Raw genomic sequence first — 18,369 nt, forward strand, 5'->3', positions numbered from 1 at the left:
TCGCAGTAATAGAAAAATTCCCGCTTCCGTAGCACGATATGCCAGCAGAAGCGGGAATCTCTCTAGGGTGTGAGAACTACTTTGAATACGACTGTTTGGGTTATCGCCCCGTGAGCTGCCAGGCGTCCTCCGAGCCCTCATCGCTCTCTTCCACCGCATATTCGGCAGGTTCTGCGGGGTTCACCGCTTGCGCATACGGGTCTTCAAAAGTTTCCTCAACGGGTTCGGGCACCTCTTCACCCCGGATGCGTGCCAAGGTATTCTGTAGGTCGTCCGGGCGCACCAGCACATCGCGCGCCTTCGAACCCTCGGAGGGACCAACTATGCCTTGAGACTCCAGCAGGTCCATAATGCGCCCCGCCTTCGCAAAGCCCATGCGGAGTTTACGCTGAAGCATTGAGGTAGAACCAAACTGCGTGGTAATCACGATTTCAGCCGCCTGGAGCAGGTCATCAAGGTCATCGCCGATTTCCTCATCAATCTGCTTCTTCGCGGCAGAAACCATAACGTCTTCACGGTAAATTGTCGGAGCCTGCTGCTTCACGTGCTCAACAACCGCGTGAATCTCGGATTCAGAGACCCACGCACCCTGCACACGCATCGGCTTCGAGGCACCCATTGGCAGGAAGAGCGCATCGCCCTGACCGATCAGTTTTTCAGCGCCTGGTTGATCCAGCACCACACGCGAATCCGTGACCGATGATGTCGCAAACGCCATACGCGAAGGAACGTTCGCCTTAATCAGACCGGTCACCACGTCAACCGAAGGACGCTGGGTTGCAAGCACTAGGTGAATACCAGCTGCACGCGCCAACTGCGTAATACGAACAATCGCCTCTTCAACGTCACGCGGGGCAACCATCATCAAATCGGCAAGCTCGTCCACGATAACCAACAGGTACGGGTACTCGTGAATTTTTCGTTTACTCCCCGGCTCAGGCTGAATCTTGCCCTCGCGTACGGCCTTGTTGAAATCGTCCACATGCTTAAACCCGTAATGCGCCAGGTCGTCATAGCGTGCATCCATCTCACGTACTACCCATTGAAGCGCCTCTGCTGCCTTCTTCGGGTTAGTAATAATAGGCGTAATCAGGTGCGGAATTCCCTCATAGGCAGTAAGCTCCACGCGTTTGGGGTCCACCATCACCAAACGCACCTGATCAGGTGTAGAACGCATAAGAATCGAGGTGATCATCGAGTTCACGAACGAAGACTTACCGGCACCGGTTGCACCCGCAACCAACATATGCGGCATTTTCGCCAGGTTCGCAAGCACAAAACCACCCTCGACATCTTTGCCCACGCCCATAACCATCGGATGCGGGTTCGAGTGAGCCTGCGGGGACCGTAAGACATCACCCAGAGATACCGTCTCGCGGTCGGTATTTGGGATCTCAATACCGATCGCCGATTTACCGGGGATAGGCGATAGGATACGCACATCCGGGCTGGCGACTGCATAGGCGATATTTTTACTCAGCGCGGTCACACGTTCAACCTTCGTACCGGCACCCAGCTCGATCTCGTAGCGGGTCACGGTCGGACCGCGTGAGAATCCGGTGACAACCGCATCAACCTTAAACTGCTCTAAAACGTTGGTCAGTGCTTCGACCACGTGTTCGTTCACTTCGGATGATTCCTTAGCAGGGGGACCCGCCACCAGCATCTGTTCTGCGGGCAGGTTATAAGTGCCCTGCGAAGACTCGACGGATTGTTCGGGACGGGCCTGCTCGGTATGCGCGGTGCGCGTATTGTTTTGCAGGGGTCGTGACGCCCCCGTACCGGCAGCCACTGCTCCGCTGACCGTAGCTTGCGGCTTCGTCTGCGGCATGCGGGATGCACCACTACTTTGCTGCGGTTTAGCCGGTGTACCTTGCTGCTGCACTGCTTCCGGCTGTGACCGTTGAGGAGGCTGCGTCTGAGGGCTTGCTATCTGCTTTGTCGCAACGCTCTGCTCGGATGCGGCGGGCACAACCGACTGAACCGATGTGTCATCAAAAGCCTCTACATCAAAGAGCGCATCTGGTGCCACACGACCGTGTTCAACGGCGGCACGCTGCGCCTGAGCCAGGCGTGCCGAGGGCGCATCCGAAGCCTCATGATCGAACACGGTGTTCTCGGTGCGGCGTTTGGGCAGGCGGCTCAACCTACCCTGAGACGATGCCGAAGAATGCGGCGCTGGGACATCCGCAGAGGTTGCGGAAAACTCTTCATGAGTATTAACCACGGGGCTGGCGAATGCCTCATCGCCAACGTATTCATCCAATCCCTGATCGGCCTGTTGGGAACGGCCGAATCCGAACCACCGCTTAATTGACCCGAAGATACCGCCGCGAGGCGTACGGCGTTCTTCCTCATCACCGTAAAGATAGCTACGATCATGTTCCGAGGCACTCAAATCGACTGTCTGAGTCGCTGCCGTGGAATCCGCATCATAGCCGTCCTGCGGGTATGCGATGGTCGGGTCGTCATCGGTGGAGGCAACCGGCTTTTCGCCCAAGGCCATGCGAACGAGATGTGTAAGTCGCGGAATAACCTGACGCACCGGAGTAGCCGTCAATACCATGAGCCCCATGACGAAGAGAGCCAGAATAACGAGCCACTGCACAAATACTATGCGTTGCATGAGAGGTCCAAGAAGCGCACCAATGGCGCCACCCCCGGCCCATACGGCCTCAAAACCGCCCGAAAAACTGGGGTATCCGGCGTTCATCGCGAAGAAAAGCGACGCTGCAATAAGGATGAGCAGCAGGCCGAGCGAGACTCGATTGGTGCGGCGAACATCATCCGGCGTACGGAAAACGCACCATGCCAAGATAAAGCTCAGAATCGGTACCAAAATGGCGCCCTGACCGAAAACGCCGCCCAGCATGGTGTGCCATGCCGAGATTGGGGCATGGATAACGACCGGTGCAGACATGACGCGCCAGCTATACCATTCGACCCCAGCCGTAATAATGCCGAAAAGCAGAATGAAGAGCGCTCCACCATCGCGGCGTGCCTGTGGATCTAAATCTGTGCGATGCACCCCAAGAGCACGCACAGCGCCGCCCACCGTGTGGGCGATGCTTAACCACACTTTCGCAATAGCATTTGCTACGGGGTTGGTTTCGGGGGTATTCGCGCGCTTAGATGTGCCCCGGGAACCGCGTGCCGAGGTTTTCTTAGCTGATCCGGCTTTGCTTTTACGCCCTTGATTACTCCGTGAAGCCATATTTACTAGGTTAGCAACCTTCCATGTGCTTGGGGCTAGATGCCGTCATTCTCTCGCGACCGATGCAATCGGGGCAAGAACGTGACACGCATCCATAGTATTCATATGCTACCGTACACGGGAACGGAGCCGACCGCTCAAGCAGCTATCGGCCCCGTTTGTCGTGTATTGTGCGGGGTACGTTCGCACAGAGCGTGCCCGCACCGCCTTTCGCCGTGGGCTATGCGCTCGCTACACCGTCGGCTTAGGTTCCTCATCCGTTTTAGTCTCAACGACCACTGGGACGATCATGGGCTTACGGCGCAGGCGGCGGGAGATCCATGCACCAATGGTACGGCGCACAATCTGCTGAAGCTGCTGTACCGTATGCACCTTCTCGGGCGCGCGGTGAAGCGCATCCTCAAGGGCGGCGGTAATTTTGGGGGTGATCTCGTCGAAGACCGAATCGTCTTCGGCGATACCGCGGGCATGAATATCTGGCCCGGTTACCACACGTTTGGTAGCACGATCGATGACCGTCACGATAGAAACGAATCCTTCTTCGCCCAGAACGCGGCGTGCCTTAAGATCGTCCTCGGTCACCGAGCCAACAGAACGTCCATCCACGTACAGGTACTCGCAGGGAACTTCGCCAACGATCTTCGCTACGCCGTCTTTGAGATCCACAACGGTACCGGATTCGCACAGGAGCACGCCCTCTTCAGGAACGCCTGTCTCTTTCGCCAGTTCCCCGTTAGCAATCAGGTGACGAACCTCGCCGTGAACAGGCATCACGTTCTTCGGTTCCAGAATGTTGTAGCAGTACAGCAGCTCTCCCGCCGCCGCGTGACCGGAAACGTGAACCTTCGCGTTGCCCTTATGCACAACAGTCACGCCGAGTTTCATCAGGGCATTAATAATGCGGTACACGCTGGTTTCGTTGCCCGGAATCAGCGATGAAGCCAACACGACGGTATCGCCCGGTTCAAGCTGAACCTTGTGATCGCCATTAGCCATACGCGACAGAGCCGCCATCGGCTCGCCCTGCGAACCGGTACACATGAGTACAAGCTCATCGGGGCGGTATTCATCGACCTTCTTCAAATCTACAAGAACGCCCTCGGGTACCTTGAGGTAACCCAGTTTCTCAGCGATGGTCATGTTGCGCACCATGGAGCGTCCGACCAGCACAACTTTGCGCCCGCGCTCGACTGCAGCATCGAGCACCTGCTGCACGCGGTGAACGTGTGAGGAGAACGAGGCCACGATAATACGACCGGGCGCATCGCGGAATACGCTCGATATAACAGGTCCGATATTTTTTTCGGTGGGTGTAAACCCGGGAACCTCTGCGTTTGTGGAGTCAGGCAGGAATAGATCCACACCTTCGTCGCCCAGACGCGAGAAGTGACGCAGGTCGGTGATGCGCCCATCCAGTGGAAGCTGATCCATCTTAAAGTCGCCGGTGTGCAGCACAGTTCCTGCAGCGGTTCGGATAAATACGGCGAGTGCATCCGGAATAGAGTGGTTAACCGCGATGAACTCGCATTCAAAAGGACCAAACTTTTCGATCTGGTGTTCCTTTACGGTGAGCGTATAAGGCTTGATGCGATGCTCGGCAAGCTTCGCTTCTACCAGCGCGAGAGTGAGTTCGGAACCAATGAGGGGAATATCGGGACGTTTCTTAAGCAGATAAGGTACCGCCCCGATGTGGTCTTCGTGCCCGTGAGTGAGAACCATGGCGACTACATCATCCAGGCGATCGACCACATAGCTGAAGTCGGGCAGGATTAGGTCTACACCGGGCTGGGACTCTTCAGGGAAGAGCACACCGCAGTCTACAATCAGCAGTTTGCCGTTGATTTCGTAGACGGTCATATTTCGACCGACTTCACCCAGACCACCGAGAGGCACCACGCGCAGGGTGTCTTTCTGCAGTTTGGGAGGCGCCGGCAGATCATTTTCAAAAACGCTCATGCGTATCTCCTTATTTTCTATGATTCTATTTTTCGTGTCGTCTAAGGGCGCACCCGCTGTGAGTATCAAACTCCGAAGCGTATCGGGTTGCTTCGCGGGTGCTGCTCATGCGGCTTGAGAGGCTGAGAGTCCGTTCGCTAAAGGTCGTGGACGCATCTCGCCTCTAGAGGAGGGGTCCACGCCTTCACGTTCCGCTTCTGCACGGAAAGCGGACCCGCGTGATCTTCTCGCTACATACGAGTCACGCTGGGTCCGCCCGAAACTAGCCGCAGAAAGTCTTATGCGTTTTTAAGAGTCTGCGCGATAGTGGAGGAAAGCAGATCCTCTCGGATAGCCTCCGCCACCTCGGGTTCGGAAAGTACATGAGGCAGGCGTACAACAGGTGTTCCAAGAACGCCTTGCCAAGCCAGGATTTCTTTGGCAGCAACGGCGCCGGGGGCTCGTCCCATGGTGGCGTTCACAATGGGCACGAGCTGCAGGTTAATGCGCTGCGCACTCACAAGATCCTGCGCTACAACGGCATCAATAAGCTCACGGAAGAGCATGGGTGCCACATGCGCGGTAACTGAAACTAAGCCTACGGCTCCTACTGCCATCCAAGGCAGAGTCAAACCATCATCACCACTGTAGTAATGCAAATCTGTGGTTGCCATAACGTCGGTTGCGGCGCCAAAGTCAGCCTTCGCATCCTTAACAGCAACAATATTATCAAGTTCTGCCAGCCGACGGTAGGTGTCGGGGGCAATCGGGATGCTGGCACGCCCCGGAATATCGTAGAGCATGATGGGTGTACTGGTGGCTTTTGCTACGGTGCTAAAGTGCGCGTAAACGCCATGCTGAGTGGGCTTGTTATAGTAGGGAGTCACCACAAGCAAACCGTCAACACCAACCTTTTCGGCGCGACGGGCAAGCTCAATGGTGTGCGCGGTGTCGTTCGAGCCCACGCCAGCAACGATAGAAGCACGGTCTCCTACAGCTTCTTTGACGATGGCGAAAACTCGCTCGTTCTCATCATCGGTCATGGTCGAGTATTCTCCTGTGGTGCCACAGACAATCAACCCGTCATGACCGTTGTCAATGAGGTATTCCGCCAGGTGTGCAACCTGTTTTTCATCCACAGATCCGTCTTGAGCGAAGGGCGTTACCATCGCCGTGAGCAGACGCCCAAAGGGCGGGTTTACAAAAGTACCGGGGTTCATCACGTTCTCAGCCATACACCCCAGAGTACTATCTTAAGCTATTCTTACGCTACATTAATTTTGCTTTTGTCCCGAAAATTTTCACTTTTTTTGTGGAGTTCTGCGTTCTTGAGCTCAAAACGCAACTTCAAGCGCTCTTCATGAAAACGCATGGACTCCCCTAACAGCCACGCTATTTCAGGTCGGTCACACCACGACCGCGGCGCAGAGAAATCGCATTTCGCATAGCGGCGCGGGCACGTTTACGTTCACCGCAGACATCGTACATGCACGAGAGATTAAACCAGGCTTCCCAGCTGTCCGGATTTGCTTCGAGAACATCGGCAAATTTTTCAAGTTCTACTGAAGCAGCCTCACGACCGACCCTTCCGGAAGGACTTCGCGGCAGCGTATCTTCGGGAAGTTTGCCCTGGGCATCAAGCTCCTGAGCCATCCGCTGTATACGCGCACCAAATATCACCTCGCGCACAAGCGCCCATGCACCCACTGCGGGCAAAAGCAATAGTCCCGCCCCGAGCAGAATACCTGCGATATTCCCCGACGCAATGAGCACGACCCCACGCTGTGCCGTAAACAGCAGATACAGCCCCAAGAGCGCCACTGTGAGCGCCGCAAAGATTTTACCTTTACCGCCCGCATCCACCAGCGTAAATACTCCGCTGAAAATCAGCACGCCCAGTATTGACGCACGAATACCCAGCGACAGAGGCAGCAGAAGCACGGTACAGACTAATAAGAGACAGGCAATCGCAACCCATAATCTCAACGATGTCAGCCATGAGGTGCCCCGCACGGGTTTTACCGTTTCTTGTTCTGAGGTCATTGGAGTCGGTATCCGCACGATCTACAGATCCATATACTTATCGAGTCCAACGCTCAGCCCCGGATGCGCCGCGACCCGCCGAACGCCCAAAAGCACCCCAGGCATGAAGGATGCGCGGTCGAAAGAATCGTGGCGGATTGTCAAAAGCTGTCCGGGGTCGCCCAGCAGAATTTCCTGATGCGCAACCATGCCACGAAGCCGCACCGCATGCACATTAATACCCTCAACTTTACCGCCGCGAGACCCCAGAGGATCACTCTCGGTGGCATCCGGGCTGTTTCCAAGCCCAGCTTCCTCTCGCGCAGCCGCAACTTGACGTGCTGTGTGAGCGGCTGTTCCCGAGGGGGCATCGACCTTATTGGGGTGATGAATTTCGATAATCTCAACCGATTCAAAATACGGTGCCGCCTTAGCCGCAAATTCCGTCGCCAAAATGGATCCCAACGCAAAATTCGGTGCAATCAGCACACCCACCTGCGGGTACTCATCAAGAAGCTCACGCAAGGATTCCACACGTTCTTCAGTCCAGCCGGTAGTACCCACAACAGCATGCACTCCGTGCTCTACGGCAAAACGGACGTTCGTCTCGGTAGCGCTCGGCACGGTCAAATCAACCATAATCTCAGCATTAGTTTCAACGAGCTTTTCGAGAGAATCTTCACGCCCTAAAGCGGCAACTAATTCAAAATCGGGGGCATCGGTAATAGCCTTGACCGCTTCCGATCCCATACGCCCCGATGCTCCGAGAACCGCCACCCGCCGTATTTTAGTCTGCGTTGCTTCTACCATTCTGTTGCCTCCAAAAATTACGAATAGCCCAGTTATCTCTACCCTATTATCGCATGTGGTGTACAGCACGAATTGAGACACTATGTTGCTTATGTACTACGCCCCATCAACGCTCAAGCACCAGCACAACACCCTTATAGATACCAAAATATCTGGTAACCGCGTTTCTTAAATTTCACAAAACTTCCCGATGGCTCCAAACGTCTCTATATAACAAATAAACTTTTATACTAGTAAACAGTATTTTTCTTCACTCTTTCATCACCCCGGAGTAACAACACATCATGAAGCAACTTTTTCCGTCCGCGGTCAGCCCCCATGAGGCTAACCGCTCTTTTATGTTGCCCGGGCTCGACGGCCTGAGAGCCATCGCCGTACTCCTGGTAATTGTGTATCATCTCTGGCCTACTTCGGTGCCGGGCGGTATGATCGGGGTTGATATTTTCTTCGTCATCTCGGGATATTTGATTACCGCCCTCCTACTCCGCGAAGGATCGGTAACCGGGCGTATCAGCCTACTCCTTTTCTGGAAGCGCCGCGCTCGCAGGCTCCTTCCCGCGATCGCGCTGCTTATTTTAATAACCGGACCCATCGCACTAGCCATAGGCGGCGATATACAGGTCAATCTGGGCAGACAACTTACTGGCGCAGGCACATTCTCATCTAACTGGCTCTCTATTTTCAGCGGTAACGACTATTTTGCTCAGACTTCTCCCGAACTTTTCACGAACTTTTGGTCGCTTGCCGTTGAAGAGCAGTTCTACCTGTTCTGGCCTCTTCTCCTAGTGGCGGCGGGTGTTATCCTCGGCAGACGGTGGAGACGATTCAGCCTCATTATCTTTATAGCTATCATTGCATCCTTAACAAGCGGCACGGTTATGCTGGCATTTGGAGCGCCCATCAGCCGTATTTACTACGGTACCGATACCCATGTTTACGGTCTGCTTCTAGGCGTTCTACTAGCTTTTTCTATCCCGTGGTCGCTCTATCCACCTCGTGATAAACACGTTATATATCGAGTGGCGCAACCCTTTGGAGCGGTGACTTTCCTGCGTGTAATTCTCAGCTGGCTCTGCTTGGTTGCTCTCATTCCGCTTGCTCTTCTTATGCCTGAGAAGGCGCCGGGCACTATCCCCTGGGGGCTCCTCGGCGCTTCGCTGCTGACACTTGGAGTTATTCAAGGAATCCTGCCGGATATGCTCGCCGGGGCATCGTCTCTATTACGTTCGGTACTATCTTTCGGCCCCCTCACCTGGATTGGGCAGCGATCCTACGGACTTTACCTCTGGCACTGGCCGCTTGCCGTTATGGCGCATTATCTTCTGGGTGTGGATCGTTCACCGCTGTGGAACGTCGTTGTTCTGCTGGTTACCGTCATTATTGCTGAGCTTTCTTATCGTTACCTTGAAACTCCAGTACGGCGATATGGTTTCCGTAGCTCGTTCGCACAATTTTTTGGAAGCATTCGTTACGGCAGGTATCGTGCTCTACCCGTTATTGCTTTAGTCCTTGTGATGGGCGCAGGCTCAGCGACTGCTGTCGCGGTACGAACTGCTCCTGATCAAACTAGTGCACAACGCGCCGTTGAAGAAGGCAAAAAGCGCGCCCAGGAACGTTTAAAAGCGCGTGAGGAACAACGAGCACATGCTAGCGCCTCGCCAACAGCAAGTTCGACAGCAGCAAATCCTAGCGCTGCGACCTCTGCGGTGCCAGATGAATATCCGCAGGTGAATTCTGCTGATGTAACCGTGATCGGCGATTCTGTAGTGCTTTCTGCAGAGCCCGATATTTATGATGCGATGCCGGACGCCACGATCGACGCGGCAGAGGGACGCACCATTGTTCAGGCGTTGCCCATGGTTAAATCCTGGTCATCGCAGGGAAAAATTGGGAAAGTTTTAGTACTCTCGGTAACCGCTAACTCGACGCTGATGCCCGGTCAGCTTGAAGAGGTTTTGCGGGCGCTTCCGGCAGACACGAAGTTGGTGCTCGCAACGGGGTACGGTCCGCGAACCCTCACCTGGATTGATTCTTCAAATAATCTGATTCGTGAGTTTGCGCAGAAAAATTCTTCCCGCGTCTATATTGCAGACTGGAACGGTGCAATAACGCAGGCGGTGCGGAGCGATCCAAGCCTGATGACTTCGGACGGTGTGCATCCGGAGGTTAAGGGGCAGATGCTCTACGCCCGTATTCTGACGGAGGCGGTTGCTCGGGCACAAAGTTAGGAGGAAATCGTACGTGTAGTGTATTGGTGGCGTTTTTTAAACCTTTTGAATCCACACGCCTCAAACTACGGGTCAAGAAAATCAAACCGTTTTGATACTGGCAGGCTGAAGTAGGGAGTTTTGAAAGTAATTGAACCTTTCAAGAACTTCACGTACCTGGAGTACTATCATGTATAAAACTACATAACCAGCTAAATCTATTCCGCATCGTCAAGACGTCTTCGGGATCCAGCTTTGGTTTGCTTAGTACAACAAAGTAATACTCCCCTGCATATCAACAAAAGCCTTCCTATCGGCAGGTTTCCACGAATTGCAGCGAAACAAAATGTCGTTTTCACAGCGCTCAACTAGCATTCCGCTATCACCAGTGAAAGACTCTAGTTGCTTTACATCCGTGAGTCCCCGAGGACCAGCTAAATACTCGTTGTACACAAGGATTGATGATTCTTGAGTGGCACCACGAATAGGTATTCGGGCGTAATTCTCGTCGCCCGGTGTCGGGTTCACATCACCATGAACCAGCCTGATTCTCTCCGATAGCTTTCCGTCTGGATGGGTAAACTTACAGCCAAAGGCATTTAATCGTAAAGCTACCTCTCCAGCCGGGTGCGGTGACGTGAACCGTATTTCCAGCTCTTTCGGGACATCCGTGATATCAATCGCTCCGAAAATCTGCAGACCCTCCCACTCAAAATAGAATTCCTGGGTGGTTGGTCTGCGGCGCATCATCTCACTGAAGTCTGGCATGTGTCTTCCCTCCTGCTGCCTGAAGGCGTTAGCTGAAATCTATGTCAAAATTCCTTTTTATTGAACGTTTCAACTGCCTCATCACATCGTCCACCGTTTTCCCCCGTCGAACAGATGACCTCAACGAGTCAGAGAAAAATTGCAGACCATCAATATACCCTTCTGAAGCCTCGTAATCAGGACGAGCTATCAACGGCCGATTATATGTAAGTGTCTTCTTCGAGGTTTTCGACGCCGCCCATTCCACATCACTCCGGTATTTCTGCAAGAATGTACACAGGCAGAAAGCAAAATCAATGGCCAGGCTGAAAAAAGTGCCAGAAATATCATCCATCTGCGGCCCTGTCCTATCTAAGGACTCCCTCCCCAACCGCAACAGCTGTTCTAAATCACTGAGAGTAGGAAAATCTTTGCCACTTGTAGAGCCTAGATACTCTGCAACATACGCGGTCCTTGGCCCTTGATCCTCTTTGAATAGTTTAACGACCTGTCGCAGTTGGGCTCTAGTCATTTCCTTGAATGGTATCGGCTCATGACGCGGCGCAAACCAATCATAAGCTTGATCAAAATCTTCGAAGTTCATCATGAGTTATAGGTTTTCTCTCTGACATGCTGAAAATACGCCAGCGGTGATGTTAGTTGTCTCTTAGACGGTGATGTCGCTAAAAATCTCTCAGAAAGTTCTCTACCGCTAAGAGCCTTGACGAGCTACCCGCAAGGCATCAAGCATCAGGTGATCCGTATCGGTCTCCTGTGAGAAGGAGTACTCGTAGAGCAGATAATCCAGGCTTTTATCCTCCATAAGAGCGTCTTGAGCATACGATAAAGAGGCGGCAAACCGGGCACGGTAGAAAAGCGGTTGTACAATATCGTACGGTTTATCGGCGTCGAGCTCCTCAAGGTACATCTCGTCCATGCTCTCTGCCCACTGTTGGAGACGTTCGGCGTGGGAGAATATTTCTTGCTCACGCACTATACGCACAATATCCTCAGCCACCTCAAGCGCTGAAAGGTGCTGCTGTTTCCAGTCAAGCCACGCCAATGCTAAAAGGCTGATAAGTTTCTCACGTTGTGATGCATCTAGACCGCAGATTTGCTGTAGTTCTTCGGTATAGTCGGGAGGGACAACGATAGTGAACATAGCGGGGTTCCTTTCGCGAATTCTCTCAACCTTAGCACAAGGATAAAGTGAAACAGGGAGGAATCTCCTCATGAGAAACTCGTGAAAGCTGTACACGATAATCTCTATCATAAAAGCACCGCCCCTATACCCAATATCAAAGGGATTCTATGGAGTCACAGCAGGAAACATCACACGATATATTAGAGTCTCTTCTTCAAGAGCTTGTAGAGCGTGGAGAAGACTTTAGTTTCTACATAAGTCTCTGTCTTCGTCTGCTTGCGCGGTCTCCAAAGCATGGTTGGGATGTTAGGGCTTTTATGCGGGGTTTAGAGCCCGAAGATATGGCAGCTCCACACGATCCTGCCGAGCTCCGAACAAACCCAAAGTTTCTGGAGAGCGAATGGCTTATGGGCAAATATTCTGTCCTTCTAGAAGCTTTCGATGAGGCGGTAACTTCCCATCACATATCCACTGCCGCGCCAAGAGATACGACCCTGGCAGGATACGATCTTCGCATCCTGTGGAAAATCGTCAATGCCCACTACAGCTCGTATTTTGAGCCAGACCCGCGCAGGCGTGTTACCTGTGCGATTGAGGGGCTTGTGGGAAAAGATTATTCGGTTGAAGACCTCACACGTGATCTTCAAGATTACCTTGATCGGCATGCGTGTCTGCTTAAACTACCGGACCTCTGCCGTGAGCTGGCAGATCAGGGTAAAGATCTGGCATTCTTCGCGGACCTTGGTATACGTCTTCTTGAATCCGTCACCTGGCCAGTGGATGATCTGCGTTCCTTCCTTCAGGAAATAGGCTCAGAGGATGTGGTGACTCCGGTCGGTATTCCCAAGCTTGACTGGCATGAGCTGTTTCGCACGTCTGACAATGAGATTTTTGCCGACAGTGAGCGGCTCATGCAGAAGTACAGCATTCTCGCGGATACGCTTGGTGAATTGAGCAGCCCCGCATACTCTCAAGTTGATCTTGCTTCCCGCGTCGCCCGCGCCCAGTACGAGCTGTTCTTCGCATGTGAAGGGCAATCCCGCCTCCTGAAGGCTCTGCGGATTCTTTTATCGGAGGACTACACTGCCGATATGCTTTGCACTGATGCGGAAGCATATCTTGCTGCATCGCAAGATAATCGGTAAAAGATCACGACCAGCCCGATTAGGCTGCCAGAAATTCCAGTAGGTCTTGAACGAAAAGCTCCAGCTCCTCCAAGGTCGCAAAGTGCCCGCCGCGCTCAGGATATGTAAACCTGACAACATTGAAAAACCGTTCCGCATATTCGCGTGGAGGATTACTGATATCGTGCGGAAAAATCGCGAATGCGGTTGGAACCTCTACCCTACCCCGCTGTATATTCCCGGTCCCCAAAGCCTCCCGATATATCCTTGCGGCAGAGTGCCCGGTATTCGTTATCCAGTACAGCATCGTATTTGCGATGATAATATCCCATGAAATCCCGTTTTCGCTCCACGACTGCATTTTCTCCGCCATAAAAGCAGCCAAAAATACTGGTGAATCGGCAAAGCCATAAGAAACAGTCAAAGGTTTCGTGGAAAGCAGCATATAGTAACCGCCTTCGACCTGCGACCAACGCGCAACCCGGTTCAGATAATCTTGTTCCGCATCCGAAAGCGTGCTCTTATCGAGAGAATACTGGTTTGAAAACGGGACATCGGTCAAGTGCAGTTTCAGGATACTCTGCGGATAACGCAACGCCATCTGCTGACCAATCGAGGCTCCCCAATCACCACCATGTACCACATAGTGCTCATACCCCATGAATACCCCATACTCATACAGCATTACATGCCACCGTATAACAAATCCCGCAGGGACACAGACGTTTTCGTCATCAGACACGAGAACGTCTACGCGCTGCGGGGGTTTCGGGAATAATAAAGGGCGTTAGCGCACAATCGTAGTGATCATCTGCTGTTGCCCCAGATACCTGGCAAGGTCGTGCACATCGTCAAGGGTAACCGCACGAATTTTTTCCAATAGCTCATCGGTGCTCGTGAATTTCCCTGAGTCCAGCTCGGCACGCCCCAGTCGGGACATCCGAGATCCCGAGTCCTCACTGCCTAAAACAGTTGAACCGGCCAGCTGCCCGCGTACTTTACTAAGTTCTTCCTCAGTAATTCCTGCGGACACCAACTTATCAAACTCATACTGCAAGAGTTCGCACACCTGCTCGGTTTTAGCGGGCAGGCACCCTGCGTACATGCCGAAATACCCCGCATCGGAGTAGGCGCCCGAGAATGCAAACGTACTGTACGCCAGCCCACGTTTTTCGCGAATCTCCTGGAAAAGCCGCGAAGACATGCCCGACCCAAAAGCACTCGACAGCACACTCATCGCGTAGCGGCGCTCATCCCCAGCGATAATACTCGGGCACCCCATCACAATATTGGTCTGTTCAAAGCCCTTCTGCACCTCGTGCAACTCGGAAAACGGAACAATACCGCTCTCCGCGCGCACACGGCGCGGTACCGGAACCACACCCTCAGGAAGGTTCCATCCGTAGCGGGTGAGCGCATCCAGCACAAGGTTTACGATGTGCGAGTGCTCCAGCGATCCAGCCGCCGAGATGACGAGGCGATCCGGCGTGTAATACTGCTTGTAATGTTCCCACACAGCATCCCGCGGGACCTGCATAATCTCCTGCGGAGTACCACCGATCGGGCGACCCAGGGGGTTCTGGCCCATAAGCTGTTCTACAAAATTCTCGAAGGCAACGTCCGTAGGATCATCCTGGTCCATGGCAATCTCTTCCAGAATTACCCCGCGCTCCTGCTCCAGATGCTCTGGATCGAGCAAAGCGTTACTCACCATATCAGCCAGGACATCAACCGCCATCGGGGTATCGTCGTCAAGTACACGCGCATAATAGCAGGTATGTTCCTTCGCAGTGAGGGCGTTTGATTCGCCTCCCACCGCATCGAATGCCTGGGCAATATCAAAAGCAGTTCGAGACGGAGTTCCTTTAAAGAGCAGATGCTCCAAAAAGTGGGTAGACCCCAACATACCGGGTGCTTCATCCCGGGAGCCGACCCCCACCCAGAATCCGAGGGAAACGCCGCGGGTGCCAGGCATCCGCTCCGTTATCACCCGAACACCGCCGGGCAAAATCGATCGGCGAACTTCATTACCATTTACGCCCTCGTAAACCAGGCGACCGCGTTCATAGTCGAGCTCAGCGGTAATCTCATCGCGCGCAACGGGAAGAGAAATAGGCATTAGTGAATAGTCCTTAGCAAACCAAATGTATATAGCGAGCCGTACAAGTCAGAGTAAACGCCAGCCCATCATGAGAACAACCCTCAGGAGTCTCAGGACGAGCTGGCGCTGCTTATCCGACAGAAAAACCAGCAAGTTCCTTAGTCAAGGTGCGGTTTATATCGGGGAGAGTTTCTACTCGGCATCCTCAGCATCAATCACCGGGGAGAGCGAAAGCTTGCCGCGATCGTCAATCTTAGTGATCTCAACCTGCACCTTCTGCCCCACCGAAACAACGTCTTCGGTATCCACCACACGCTTACCACCGTTGAGCTTGCGCATCTCAGAAATATGAAGCAGACCGTCCTTACCGGGGGTAAGCGAAATGAACGCACCGAAATCAGTCACCTTCACAACGGTACCCAGGTAGCGCTCGCCGACCTCGGGAACCTGCGGGTTCGCGATTGCGTTGATAGCGGTGCGTGCAGCCTCAGCCGAAGGACCGTCGGTTGCACCGATAAAGACAGTACCATCGTCTTCAATCGAAATATCGGCACCGGTATCTTCCTGGATCTGGTTAATCATCTTGCCCTTCGGGCCGATAACCTCGCCAATCTTAGCGACCGGAACCTTCACCGAGATGATGCGCGGCGCGAATTCGCTCATCTCATCAGGGGCATCAATAGCTGCGGTGATCACATCCAGAATGTGCAGACGAGCCTCACGTGCCTGGGTCAGTGCACCTGCCAGCACAGATGCAGGAATACCGTCGAGCTTGGTGTCCAGCTGAATAGCAGTCACAAATTCGCTGGTACCGGCAACCTTGAAATCCATATCGCCTAGGGCATCTTCGGCACCCAGAATATCGGTCAGTGCGGCGTAACGAGTTTCGCCATCAACCTCATCAGAGACAAGACCCATTGCGATACCTGCAACGGGCGCGCGCAGAGGCACACCGGCATTGAGCAGCGACAGGGTCGAAGCGCAGACCGAGCCCATCGACGTGGAGCCGTTCGAGCCCAGAGCTTCAGAGACCTGGCGGATCGCGTAGGGGAACTCCTCGCGCGAGGGCAGCACCGGGGTAAGCGCACGTTCCGCAAGTGCACCGTGGCCGATTTCGCGGCGCTTGGGCGAGCCAACACGGCCGGTCTCGCCGGTAGAGTACGGCGGGAAGTTGTAGTGGTGAATGTAACGCTTGGACGTGACCGGGTACAGCGAATCGAGCTGCTGTTCCAGCTTGAGCATATTCAAGGTAGTCACGCCCATAATCTGGGTTTCGCCGCGCTCGAAAATTGCCGAACCATGCACGCGCGGCAGCACCTCAACCTCGGCGGTCAGCTGGCGAATATCGGTGAGTCCGCGACCATCAATGCGCACCTGTTCGGTGAGGATGCGCTGGCGCACGGTGTGCTTGGTAAGAGCCGCAAACGCCACTGAAACTTCATTAGCGCGCTCCTCAAACTCTTTACCTTCCCCGGTGAGGACTTCCATCAGCTCGGCTTCAAGCTCAGCGGCAGCGGCTTCACGGTCCTGTTTACCCGCGATGGAGTAAACTTCCACGAGGCGCTCGCCTGCGAAGTCCTTCACGGCGGCGTCAACGTCTTCACCATGCCCGCCGAAGTAGGGAAGCTCCAGATCGGGTTTACCGGCACGCTCAACAAGATCAGCCTGAGCCTTGCACAGAGCAGCAATAAAGGGCTTCGCAGCCTCCAAACCTTCGGCTACGATCTCTTCGGTGGGAGCAGTATGGCCGTCTTCCTTAATAAGCTTCCAGGAGTTATCGGTTGCCTCTGCCTCTACCATCATGATCGCAACGTCTTCACTGCCGTCGGCCTTAGTCACGATGCGACCGGCCACAGCCATATCGAATACGGCGTTTTCCAGCTGAGAGTATTTGGGGAAGCACACCCACTGCCCATCAATAAGGGCCATACGCACACCACCGATAGGCCCACTAAAGGGCGCACCTGATAACGCGGTTGATGCGGATGCTGCATTAATCGCAAAGGTATTGTAAATTTCGTCTGGCTCGATGGTCAGAACGGTTACGACAACCTGCACTTCGTTACGAATACCCTTGGTAAAAGCGGGGCGCAGCGGACGGTCGATTAGACGTGCCGCAAGAATCGCCTCGGTCGGGGGTCGCCCCTCGCGGCGGAAGAACGAACCGGGAATTTTACCGGCGGCGTACATGCGCTCTTCAACGTCTACGGTCAGCGGGAAGAAGTCAAAGCCCTCGCGGGGAGATTTACCAATCGCGGTTGCTGAAAGCAGCGTTGTTTCGTCATCAATCGTGACGAGCACGGATCCTGCCGCTTGCTTGGCGAGACGGCCAGTTTCAAAACGTACATGGCGTTTGCCATGAATACCATTGTCAATTTCTACTTCAGAGAATTGGATTTCGGGACCTTCCACGATTCCTTCTTTCTGTGTTCGTATGCCCGTCGCCATTTCCACCCAATCTATCGGCCTTCGATAGGAAACCACGGACGTCGTACCCTGAACCTCTGTTGTACACAGGAGTATTCCGTAATTCGCTACCGAGGACCGCACCGGGGCGTGCCTGGAACGAGCGCTCTTTATAAACTGTTTATCCGAAAAATGGACGGGTTTCCGTACATCATAACGCGGGCGCATCCCCCGCCGTGCGACGGAGGATGCGCCCGCTTAGCGTTACCTGCAAGGTACGAAAACCTTAGCGACGCAGACCAAGACGCTCAATGAGCGAACGGTAGCGTTCAATATCAATATCCTTGAGGTAGCCTAGCATATTGCGACGACGACCCACGAGGATCATCAGACCACGACGGGAGTGGTGATCGTGCTTGTGGAACTTCAAATGCTCAGTCAGATCGGAGATTCGACGAGACAGAACTGCAATCTGCACCTCGGGAGAACCAGTGTCACCCTCGTGAGTTGCGTATTCCTTGATGATTTCCTGCTTGATAGCGGGATCCAATGCCACTGTATAACTCCTAGAGTTAGTGCCGCGTAGCTGCCCGTACGACCGTATGTCGCCGGGGTTTTGGGCGTATGCCCCTCACGTCTTCTGCCGCGGACCGCAGACA

The 18,369-nt window shown here is 53.9% G+C and carries 14 protein-coding genes; 2 read left to right on the top strand and 12 right to left on the bottom strand.

Annotated elements, in window-relative coordinates; genetic code table 11:
• Positions 1-100 precede the first annotated feature (100 nt).
• The 5 genes from HMPREF2981_RS04165 to dapB form a co-directional block, all read right to left on the bottom strand.
• Complete coding sequence (locus tag HMPREF2981_RS04165) at positions 101-3,214, bottom strand: DNA translocase FtsK (protein WP_070660989.1); 3,114 nt, start codon at positions 3,212-3,214, stop codon at positions 101-103.
• 231 nt (positions 3,215-3,445) lie between these two features.
• The gene (locus HMPREF2981_RS04170; protein ID WP_013398755.1) at positions 3,446-5,170 is read right to left on the bottom strand and encodes a ribonuclease J; all 1,725 of its coding nucleotides are present in this window, start codon (positions 5,168-5,170) and stop codon (positions 3,446-3,448) included.
• 278 nt (positions 5,171-5,448) lie between these two features.
• Entirely contained in the window at positions 5,449-6,384 is a 936-nt protein-coding gene (dapA, locus tag HMPREF2981_RS04175; RefSeq protein ID WP_080976578.1) for a 4-hydroxy-tetrahydrodipicolinate synthase, read from the bottom strand.
• Positions 6,385-6,541: 157 nt separating this feature from the next.
• Positions 6,542-7,192: a tetratricopeptide repeat protein gene (locus HMPREF2981_RS04180; protein WP_070660990.1), complete on the bottom strand. Its 651-nt coding sequence runs from the start codon at positions 7,190-7,192 to the stop codon at positions 6,542-6,544.
• A gap of 21 nt (positions 7,193-7,213) precedes the next feature.
• A complete protein-coding gene (gene dapB / locus HMPREF2981_RS04185) occupies positions 7,214-7,981 on the bottom strand; it encodes a 4-hydroxy-tetrahydrodipicolinate reductase (RefSeq protein WP_070660992.1) in 768 nt (255 codons plus the stop codon).
• Between the two features lie 284 nt (positions 7,982-8,265).
• Here dapB and HMPREF2981_RS04190 point away from each other — a divergent pair, with 284 nt between their 5' ends.
• Positions 8,266-10,209, top strand: a complete 1,944-nt coding sequence (locus HMPREF2981_RS04190) for an acyltransferase family protein (RefSeq protein WP_004006258.1) — start codon at positions 8,266-8,268, stop codon at positions 10,207-10,209.
• Positions 10,210-10,452: 243 nt separating this feature from the next.
• Here the strand turns inward: HMPREF2981_RS04190 and HMPREF2981_RS04195 are convergent, their stop codons facing one another.
• The 3 genes from HMPREF2981_RS04195 to HMPREF2981_RS04205 form a co-directional block, all read right to left on the bottom strand.
• A complete protein-coding gene (locus tag HMPREF2981_RS04195) occupies positions 10,453-10,956 on the bottom strand; it encodes a hypothetical protein (protein ID WP_037231919.1) in 504 nt (167 codons plus the stop codon).
• Positions 10,957-10,984: 28 nt separating this feature from the next.
• Positions 10,985-11,542, bottom strand: coding sequence for a hypothetical protein (locus HMPREF2981_RS04200; protein WP_004006257.1), 558 nt, complete (start codon positions 11,540-11,542; stop codon positions 10,985-10,987).
• A 105-nt stretch (positions 11,543-11,647) separates the two neighbouring features.
• Entirely contained in the window at positions 11,648-12,097 is a 450-nt protein-coding gene (locus tag HMPREF2981_RS04205) for a hypothetical protein (protein WP_246825256.1), read from the bottom strand.
• Between the two features lie 149 nt (positions 12,098-12,246).
• Here HMPREF2981_RS04205 and HMPREF2981_RS04210 point away from each other — a divergent pair, with 149 nt between their 5' ends.
• Positions 12,247-13,224, top strand: coding sequence for a hypothetical protein (locus HMPREF2981_RS04210; RefSeq protein ID WP_004006255.1), 978 nt, complete (start codon positions 12,247-12,249; stop codon positions 13,222-13,224).
• 19 nt (positions 13,225-13,243) lie between these two features.
• Here HMPREF2981_RS04210 and HMPREF2981_RS04215 read toward each other — a convergent pair whose 3' ends face one another.
• From HMPREF2981_RS04215 to rpsO, 4 genes are all read right to left on the bottom strand, one after another.
• A complete protein-coding gene (locus HMPREF2981_RS04215) occupies positions 13,244-13,864 on the bottom strand; it encodes an alpha/beta fold hydrolase (protein WP_246825257.1) in 621 nt (206 codons plus the stop codon).
• A gap of 126 nt (positions 13,865-13,990) precedes the next feature.
• Positions 13,991-15,322, bottom strand: coding sequence for a M16 family metallopeptidase (locus HMPREF2981_RS04220; protein WP_070660997.1), 1,332 nt, complete (start codon positions 15,320-15,322; stop codon positions 13,991-13,993).
• 174 nt (positions 15,323-15,496) lie between these two features.
• Positions 15,497-17,716, bottom strand: coding sequence for a polyribonucleotide nucleotidyltransferase (locus tag HMPREF2981_RS04225; RefSeq protein ID WP_070661000.1), 2,220 nt, complete (start codon positions 17,714-17,716; stop codon positions 15,497-15,499).
• A gap of 280 nt (positions 17,717-17,996) precedes the next feature.
• Complete coding sequence (rpsO, locus tag HMPREF2981_RS04230; RefSeq protein WP_004006251.1) at positions 17,997-18,266, bottom strand: 30S ribosomal protein S15; 270 nt, start codon at positions 18,264-18,266, stop codon at positions 17,997-17,999.
• Positions 18,267-18,369: the final 103 nt, after the last annotated feature.

The organism is Rothia sp. HMSC069C01 (assembly GCF_001814655.1).
GTDB lineage: Bacteria > Actinomycetota > Actinomycetes > Actinomycetales > Micrococcaceae > Rothia > Rothia dentocariosa.